We start from the raw sequence: 7979 nt of genomic DNA, 5'->3' as shown, positions 1-7979 counted from the left end.
GTGTTGCCATGATGGTGTGCGAATACAAGCCTGGTTTAGAAGGCATTCCCGCCGCTCAATCAAGTATCAGCTATGTTGATGGGCAAAAGGGAATACTAGAATATCGTGGCATTCGGATTGAGGAATTAGCAGAAAAAAGTACATTCCTAGAAACTGCTTATCTCTTAATCTGGGGTAAACTGCCAAGCAAGGAAGAACTGGAAACATTTGAGCATGAAGTTCGTTATCACCGACGGATAAAATACCGCATTCGGGATATGATGAAATGCTTTCCAGAAAGCGGTCATCCAATGGATGCCTTACAAGCCTCCGCTGCTGCTTTAGGCTTGTTTTATTCGCTCCGCGATTTACATAATCCTGTCTACATTCGAGATTCTGTGGTGCGCCTGATAGCAACCATTCCCACAATGGTGGCGGCGTTCCAACTGATGCGAAAAGGCAATGACCCGGTACGTCCCCGTGATGACTTAGACTACTCCGCCAACTTTCTATACATGCTCAATGAGCAAGAACCCGATCCTCTGATGGCGCGGATTTTTGATATCTGCTTGATACTTCAAGTCGAGCATACAATGAATGCTTCTACCTTCAGTGCTAGGGTGACAGCTTCCACCTTGACCGATCCTTACGCTGTGGTTGCTAGTGCTGTGGGAACTTTAGGTGGACCTCTGCATGGTGGAGCCAATGAAGAAGTAATTCAGATGTTGGAAAAAATTGGCTCTGTGGAAAATGTCCGTCCCTACATAGAGAATTGTCTACAAACTAAATCTAAGATTATGGGCTTTGGACATCGTGTGTATAAAGTCAAAGACCCACGAGCCATAATTTTACAAGGTTTAGCAGAACAACTGTTTGAGAAGTTTGGCTATGACAAATTCTATGACATTGCTCAAGAAATGGAACGAGTTGTAGAGGAAAAACTCGGTAGCAAAGGGATTTATCCTAATATTGACTTTTACTCCGGCTTGGTGTATAGGAAGATGGGTATTCCCACAGACTTGTTTACGCCAATATTTGCGATCGCTCGTGTTGCCGGTTGGCTAGCCCACTGGAAAGAACAATTAGCAGAAAACCGGATTTTCCGTCCTACCCAGGTTTACAACGGTCTGCACGAAGTTACTTATACCCCTATTGAGCAAAGGTAAATGGGCATAGGGCATGGGGCACTTGTACTGAGTTTCGACTGCGCCCAACTACCGCGTTCGCGTAGCGTCTCGTAGAGAAGCCGTTGGCGCAGCCTCTCGTAGAGAAGTATTGGGCATTGTGTAGAAGAGGCAGAGGCGCAAAGGGGCAGCACTTCTCTAGGAGAGGCTGCGTGTAGCTTGCTTCCCCGGAGGGGTACGGCTACGCAGTTCGACTGCGCTCACCGTAAACTCAGTGACCGAGGGGCACAGAGGAAAGACTTACTGCAACTTCTCCTCCGCTCCCCTGCTCCCCTGCCCCCTTGCTCCCCCGGTTACTGAGCGTAGTCGTTGGCGCAGCCTCTCGTAGAGAAGTATGCTCCTCTGCTCCCCAGCCCTCAATAGCTAATCTCAATGCCAACCATAAGTAGAATTCTCATCTCGCTTCAGGGTGGTCAAACCATCCAACGATATACTAGGCATGGGAATTGGCAACAAATCTTCAATCGGACGTCATCACAGCAAAAATTATAAATGGGTGAATTTACGGTTATTAATTCAACTAATAGTTGTAACTCACCATGACTCGATGTCTTAAAGAGCGGAAACATGAATTCAGGAATTGACCTCCAAGGAACTTTTATTGAATCCCTCCGGGATTTAGGTATACCAGCAGGAACAGCCAAAGCGATTTGGATGCCCCTGCCAATGATACTGATGCTGATTGGAGCAACAGTGGGGGTATTAGTTGCTACTTGGCTAGAACGGAAAATTTCCGCCTCCGCACAGCAGCGAATTGGGCCAGAATACCAGGGACCTTTTGGGTTGCTGGTGCCTGTAGCGGATGGTCTGAAGTTGGTATTTAAAGAAGATATAGTACCAGCCAAGTCTGATCCCTGGCTGTTTACCCTCGGCCCCATTATTGTTGTAATTCCGGTATTTCTGTCGTTCCTGATTGTGCCCTTTGGACAGAATATCGTAATTAGCAATGTGGGCATGGGCGTATTCTTGTGGATTGCCTTGTCTAGCATTCAACCCATTGGCTTGCTGATGGCTGGCTATGCATCTAATAACAAATACTCCCTCTTAGGGGGCTTGCGGGCAGCAGCGCAATCTATTAGTTATGAAATTCCTTTGGCACTGGCGGTGTTAGCGATCGCTATGATGTCTAATAGCCTCGACACCGTTGATATTGTCAATCAACAATCTGGCTACGGCATTCTAGGCTGGAACATTTGGCGGCAACCAATCGGTTTTCTGATCTTTTGGATAGCCGCCCTCGCTGAATGCGAACGATTACCCTTTGACTTACCCGAAGCGGAAGAAGAAATCGTCGCAGGCTATCAGACTGAATACTCAGGCATGAAATTCGGTCTATTCTACCTGGGTTCATACGTTAACTTGATCCTTTCTTCCCTACTAGTAGCAATTCTCTACTTGGGCGGTTGGGACTTTCCTATTCCCCTCAACCTCATCGCTGGTTGGCTGGGAGTCAGTGAATTAAATCCCGTGTTCCAGATAGTAACTGCGGCTTTGGGTATCACCATGACCGTATTCAAAGCCTATTTACTAGTGTTTGTCGCCATCCTGTTGCGCTGGACAGTGCCACGGGTACGGATTGATCAACTGTTAGATTTAGGATGGAAGTTTTTGTTACCAGTTGGTTTGGTTAATCTCCTATTAACTGCCGCCTTGAAACTAGCCTTTCCCTTCGCCTTCGGGGGTTAGTCATTAGTCATTAGTCATTAGTCATTTGTACTAATGACCAAGGACAAATGACAAGGGACAAGGGACAAATAAAGAGAGAGTGAAACACAATGCTAAAGTTCCTGAAACAAGTTGGTGATTACGCCAAAGAAACGGTACAAGCTGCGCGTTACATTGGTCAGGGACTTTCTGTCACCTTTGACCACATGCGGCGGCGTCCAATTACTGTACAGTACCCTTACGAGAAACTAATTCCTGGCGAACGATTTCGCGGTAGGATTCACTTTGAATTTGATAAGTGCATCGCTTGCGAAGTTTGCGTTCGCGTTTGTCCAATTAACCTGCCTGTAGTCGATTGGGAATTCGACAAAGCCAGCAAAAAGAAAAAACTCAACCACTACAGCATTGACTTTGGAGTTTGTATCTTTTGCGGTAATTGTGTGGAATTTTGCCCCACTAACTGTCTATCGATGACAGAAGAGTATGAGCTTTCCACTTACGATCGCCATGAATTGAACTACGACAACGTAGCGCTAGGTCGTCTGCCTTATAAGGTAACAGACGATCCAATGGTTACACCACTGCGCGAACTAGTTTACCTACCCAAAGGCGTCCTCGAACCCCACGGACTACCTGCGGATGCACAGCGTGCAGGTGCGCGTCCAGAAGACTTGGTAGAACAAACAGAAAAATAAATGTCATTTGTCCATTGTCATTTGTGTTTTGTCCTTTGTTATTTGACTAATGACTAATGACTAATGACCAATGACTAATGACCAATGACCAATGACCGATGACAATTGACTAAGGACAAAAAACAGTGAATCTAGCAGAAGGAGTACAGTTAGTATCACTTGGCATACTAGGCGTGATGATGATTGGGGCGGCCATTGGTGTGGTGCTGTTCTCCAACATCGTCTATTCTGCCTTTTTGCTGGGGGGTGTGTTCATCAGCATAGCGGGAATGTACCTGTTGCTAAATGCTGATTTTGTTGCGGCTGCACAAATACTAATTTACGTTGGGGCGGTTAACGTGCTGATTTTGTTTGCCATTATGTTGGTGAACAAGCGGCAAAATTTTGTAGCATTTCCTAACTCTTGGGTGCGTAAAGTACTTACGGGTGTAATCAGCGTAGGATTGTTTGGTCTTTTAAGTACGATGGTGTTGGCTACTCCTTGGGCTTACTCAACCGCTCCTGTGGCGGGTGGTGAAAGTTCTATAGTTTTGATTGGAGAGCATTTCTTCACTGACTTTTTACTACCTTTTGAATTAGCTTCCATTTTGTTGCTAATAGCGATGGTAGGAGCAATTATTTTGGCACGTCGTGAGTATTTGCCAGATCAACTGACACGATCCGATCTGGGGCAAACTGTTTTGACCTTGCAAGAACGCCCTAGAGAACTAGTATCAACAACCAGCGAAACCAAAGAGTAATATTTGCGACCTGAGCCGCAGATAAACAGCCAGCTTTTTCAGGAGGGATACCCAGATTCATGCAACTCCAGTACTTTTTATTACTAGCAGCAGCTTTATTCTGCATCGGCATTTACGGTTTAATTACTAGCCGCAACGCTGTGCGGGTGCTGATGTCAATTGAATTACTGCTCAATGCTGTTAATTTGAATTTAATGGCATTTTCCAACTTCCTCGACTCAACATTAGTTAAGGGTCAGGTTTTCACAGTATTTGTGATTACCGTGGCCGCAGCCGAGGCGGCGGTGGGTTTAGCGATCGTGCTTGCCATTTATCGCAACCGTGATACCGTCGATATGGAGCAGTTTAATCTCCTGAAGTGGTAATTGTGCGTGCAACTCAAGCAGGTAATCATTGCTTATAAAGCGCGGGATGCCCGGAGTAAACAATGGGCAGAAATCTGTGCTAAACAACTAGAAAGTCGCGATTGCCAAGTGTTGATGGGACCTAGCGGGCCGAAAGACAACCCCTATCCAGTCTTTTTGGCTTCGGCGAGTCAACCAATCGATCTCGCTTTGGTACTCGGTGGCGATGGTACTGTTTTAACTGGTGCCAGACATTTAGCCCCAGCTGGTATCCCAATTCTGGGAGTGAATGTAGGAGGCCATCTGGGGTTTTTAACTGAGTCAGTGGAAGAGTTTCAGGATACAGAGAAAGTTTGGGATCGGCTGTTTGAGGATCGCTATGCTATCCAACGACGGATGATGTTGCAAGCTGCGGTGTATGAGGGTCATGGATCTAATTTGGAACCAGTGAGTGAACATTACCTGGCTTTGAATGAATTCTGTGTCAAACCCGCCTCCGCTGACCGAATGATCACCTCAATTCTGGAAATGGAAATCGATGGTGAGGTAGTCGATCAATACGTGGGGGATGGATTGATTATTTCCACTCCTACAGGTTCCACAGGTTATACCGTTTCTGCTAATGGGCCAATTATGCATGATGGTATGGAGGCGCTTACCGTCACTCCTATTTGTGCAATGAGCCTTTCTAGTCGTCCCCTTGTTTTACCCCCTGGTTCTGTGGTGAGTATTTGGCCTTTGGGGGATTACGATTTGAGTACCAAGCTGTGGACAGATGGAGTTTTGGGAACTTCAATTTGGCCCGGACACCGTGTTGATGTGCGGATGGCAGAGTGTCGGGCTAAATTTATTATTTTGCGCGAGAACAATTCCTACTATCAGACGCTACGGGAGAAGTTGCTGTGGGCAGGTACAAGGGTTCACTACAGCAATAATCACCGTAATTAATTAAGTATTTTAGAGTGCATTTACCGTAAATTGCGATCGCGTAATAACTGTAGCGATCGCAACCAAAATTACCCAAGCCCCTGGATTCATCTGGGGGCTTTCTAATTGTGTGGAGAAACCTATACATAGAGCAAAGTGCTGAGTGTTGAGTGCTGAGTGCTGAGTGCTGAGTGCTGAGTGCCGAGTGCTGAACAAAAACCCAGTTGTTTCAGGCCTTTGAGCAATCAACACTGTCCTAACCTATGTGACTACGGCTATACATAAATGTATTGGCTCTTGAAAGTTTAGTATAAAATCTCACCTCGTCTCAATTAAGACCCAGTTCTTCCTTCAACGCCTCCGGTACATTAACTGCTGTCTCTAATCCCTGCACCCCTTCCCACTGCTGCTTTTTACCCCAGATCATCTCTTCTAGATTGGCGTCGCTAAGGTCTGCACCACCTAAAATGGCGTAACTTAGGTTGCTATGGCTAAGATCCGCGCCGTTGAGGATAGCACCACTGAGGTTGCTGCCACTGAGGTTAGCACTGTTAAGGTTGGCATAGCTGAAATCTGTGCCAAATAGGATCGCGTCAGTGAGGTCAGCACCACTGAGGTCGGCGTCGTTGAGAATCACGCCACTGAGGTCAGCTTCGTTGAGAATCACTCGACTTAGGTCTACACCGCTGAGGTCGGCACCCAAGAACATTGCACCGTTAAGTCTGGCATTGTTAAGTTTGGCACCGTTAAGTTTGGCATAGCTGAGGTCTGCGGCAACAAGGATAGCATCGCTGAGGTTGGTACTGAAAAGAATTGTGTCACTGAGGTTAGTACCGTTGAGGATGGCGTGACTCAAATCAGCACCACTGAGGTCAGCGCGGCAAAGGTCGGCATGGCTAAGGCTGACGCTATTAAGGTTGGCTTCACTCAGATTTGCACCGAAAAGGATGGCGTTACTGAGGTCAGCATGGCTGAGGTTAGTGCTGCTAAGGTCAGCGCGGTTGAGGTCGGCGCGGCTAAGGTCGGCGCGGCTAAGGTTGGTATTGCTAAGGTCGGCGCGGTTGAGGTCGGCGCGGCTAAGGTTGGCACAGCTAAGGTTAGCACCGCTAAGGTTGGTGCTACTGAGGTCGGCACTGCTGAGGTTAACACCGCTGAGGTTGGCACCGCTGAGGTTGGCATCGCCGAGGTTGGCACCGCTAAGGTTGGCACCACTGAAGTTTACGCCAGTTAAGTTGGCATCACCGAGATAAGCAAGGCTTAGGTCGGCACCACTAAAGTCTGCCCCGGTAAGGTTGGCATCGCCGAGGTAAGCACCCCTAAAGTTGCCGCCTTTGAGGAATTGTCCAACTATACTGCTAAAGTTGCCAATTTCCAGGGCATCGCTATAATTAATAATCCGCAGCAGTTGGGATGTGAAAAAATTGTCTGTGTCCGGTTGGGCAGATGGGTAGAAGGTGATTTTTTGTTTGAGTTCATCTTGCCCTTGGGCATAGCGGTGTAACTCTAGTAATAAAATCAGTACGTTCAGCCCTGTATATATGTCTACCTGTCTCAAGCCGATCGCAATATTTTGTGCCGCTAGCTTTAACTTTGTTTTCTGAGGCAGGTTATCATCTGGTGTGCCATCGATAAATTCTCCCTGACACCAGCGACGATAAAAATCTTCTAGCCGCCCAAAAAGCAATTCTGGGCGAATTTTTTGACCAGTCACAACCAATTCCATTAGTTGGTTGACTATTTCAGGTTTCAAGGCACCATTGCCCAATAAATCATAAATCTCTTCATGCATCTGGCGATCGCATACTTTAAAGCAAAACCCAGTGGGTAAAGTGCCCAATGTGCGATCGTCTATCTGAGAACTCAAACCGTTCTTTGGTATTGCCCATTTTTCCAAGCTTTTTTGCAGTCTTGGAGAGTATAAATATTCCTGCAAATTATTTTGAGCTAATCTAACGCTTTTGTCTGGTTCTTTAATATTTTTTCCTAGAGGTAAAACTGCTTCAGTTTCTAGCGATGTGGTCTTTGGCATCTCTTGTAACCTTGTAGCACTCACATAATTTCTCAGCATCTGCCAGACTTGAGATAAATATGTTGACATTTTTGTTTCCGTTGTTACATTTAAATAACTGTTTTTGATAATCCTGAATTAAAAACTTTTCTATGCTAGTTTGCTTTGTATTCCCAACATTCAATAGTATAAATAGATACTATAGTAAAAAAATCATCAGTTGGCGATGTTTAGGCTGGGCTACTTCTGATGAATTTGCCAACGGCGTTTCGGATAGGGGCTTCTCGCTCACCTCTAGTAGCCTTAAGTTTCTTCTCATAATGTAAATAAAGTGTTAACTTAAAAATTCTTTCAAAGGCCAAGTAATTCCGGATTTGGCTAATTTGTTATACTTTTTATCCAAAAAATTTACTAGTCTGATGTAAAAATCATACTTA

General features: G+C 45.9%; 8 protein-coding genes and 2 pseudogenes. 7 read left to right on the top strand and 3 right to left on the bottom strand.

Going from position 1 to position 7979, the window contains the following annotated elements:
* Positions 1 to 8 precede the first annotated feature (8 nt).
* From RMY16_RS27540 to RMY16_RS27515, 6 genes are all read left to right on the top strand, one after another.
* On the top strand, positions 9 to 1145 hold the full coding sequence (locus tag RMY16_RS27540) for a citrate synthase (protein ID WP_322665972.1): 1137 nt from the start codon (positions 9 to 11) through the stop codon (positions 1143 to 1145).
* Between the two features lie 585 nt (positions 1146 to 1730).
* Positions 1731 to 2849 carry an NADH-quinone oxidoreductase subunit NuoH gene (gene nuoH / locus RMY16_RS27535; RefSeq protein ID WP_194045704.1) on the top strand — a complete coding sequence of 373 codons (1119 nt, stop codon included), beginning with the start codon at positions 1731 to 1733 and terminating at the stop codon, positions 2847 to 2849.
* Between the two features lie 89 nt (positions 2850 to 2938).
* The gene (gene ndhI, locus RMY16_RS27530) at positions 2939 to 3523 is read left to right on the top strand and encodes an NAD(P)H-quinone oxidoreductase subunit I (RefSeq protein WP_322665974.1); all 585 of its coding nucleotides are present in this window, start codon (positions 2939 to 2941) and stop codon (positions 3521 to 3523) included.
* Between the two features lie 125 nt (positions 3524 to 3648).
* The gene (locus RMY16_RS27525) at positions 3649 to 4263 is read left to right on the top strand and encodes an NADH-quinone oxidoreductase subunit J (RefSeq protein ID WP_322665976.1); all 615 of its coding nucleotides are present in this window, start codon (positions 3649 to 3651) and stop codon (positions 4261 to 4263) included.
* A gap of 59 nt (positions 4264 to 4322) precedes the next feature.
* Positions 4323 to 4628: an NADH-quinone oxidoreductase subunit NuoK gene (nuoK, locus tag RMY16_RS27520; protein ID WP_322642731.1), complete on the top strand. Its 306-nt coding sequence runs from the start codon at positions 4323 to 4325 to the stop codon at positions 4626 to 4628.
* 6 nt (positions 4629 to 4634) lie between these two features.
* Positions 4635 to 5555 carry an NAD(+) kinase gene (locus RMY16_RS27515; RefSeq protein ID WP_322739031.1) on the top strand — a complete coding sequence of 307 codons (921 nt, stop codon included), beginning with the start codon at positions 4635 to 4637 and terminating at the stop codon, positions 5553 to 5555.
* Between the two features lie 9 nt (positions 5556 to 5564).
* Here the strand turns inward: RMY16_RS27515 and RMY16_RS27510 are convergent, their stop codons facing one another.
* Together RMY16_RS27510 and RMY16_RS33190 are read right to left on the bottom strand one after the other, a co-directional pair.
* Positions 5565 to 5786, bottom strand: a complete 222-nt coding sequence (locus RMY16_RS27510) for a hypothetical protein (RefSeq protein WP_322739030.1) — start codon at positions 5784 to 5786, stop codon at positions 5565 to 5567.
* 76 nt (positions 5787 to 5862) lie between these two features.
* Positions 5863 to 6582: pseudogene (locus RMY16_RS33190) on the bottom strand (pentapeptide repeat-containing protein); the annotation flags it as partial.
* Here RMY16_RS33190 and RMY16_RS33185 point away from each other — a divergent pair.
* Positions 6482 to 6784 carry a pentapeptide repeat-containing protein gene (locus tag RMY16_RS33185; RefSeq protein ID WP_416211711.1) on the top strand — a complete coding sequence of 101 codons (303 nt, stop codon included), beginning with the start codon at positions 6482 to 6484 and terminating at the stop codon, positions 6782 to 6784. The pseudogene RMY16_RS33190 and the gene RMY16_RS33185 sit on opposite strands and share 101 nt — an antisense overlap.
* Here RMY16_RS33185 and RMY16_RS33180 read toward each other — a convergent pair.
* A pseudogene (locus RMY16_RS33180) lies at positions 6691 to 7257 on the bottom strand (pentapeptide repeat-containing protein); the annotation flags it as partial. The gene RMY16_RS33185 and the pseudogene RMY16_RS33180 overlap by 94 nt on opposite strands.
* Between the last annotated feature and the right edge of the window lie 722 nt (positions 7258 to 7979).

The sequence above is a fragment of the Nostoc sp. DedQUE12b genome (genome assembly GCF_034530835.1).
Lineage (GTDB): Bacteria > Cyanobacteriota > Cyanobacteriia > Cyanobacteriales > Nostocaceae > Nostoc.
The sequence above is the reverse complement of the archived record's forward strand: the minus strand, read 5'-3'. Positions and strand labels throughout refer to the sequence as shown.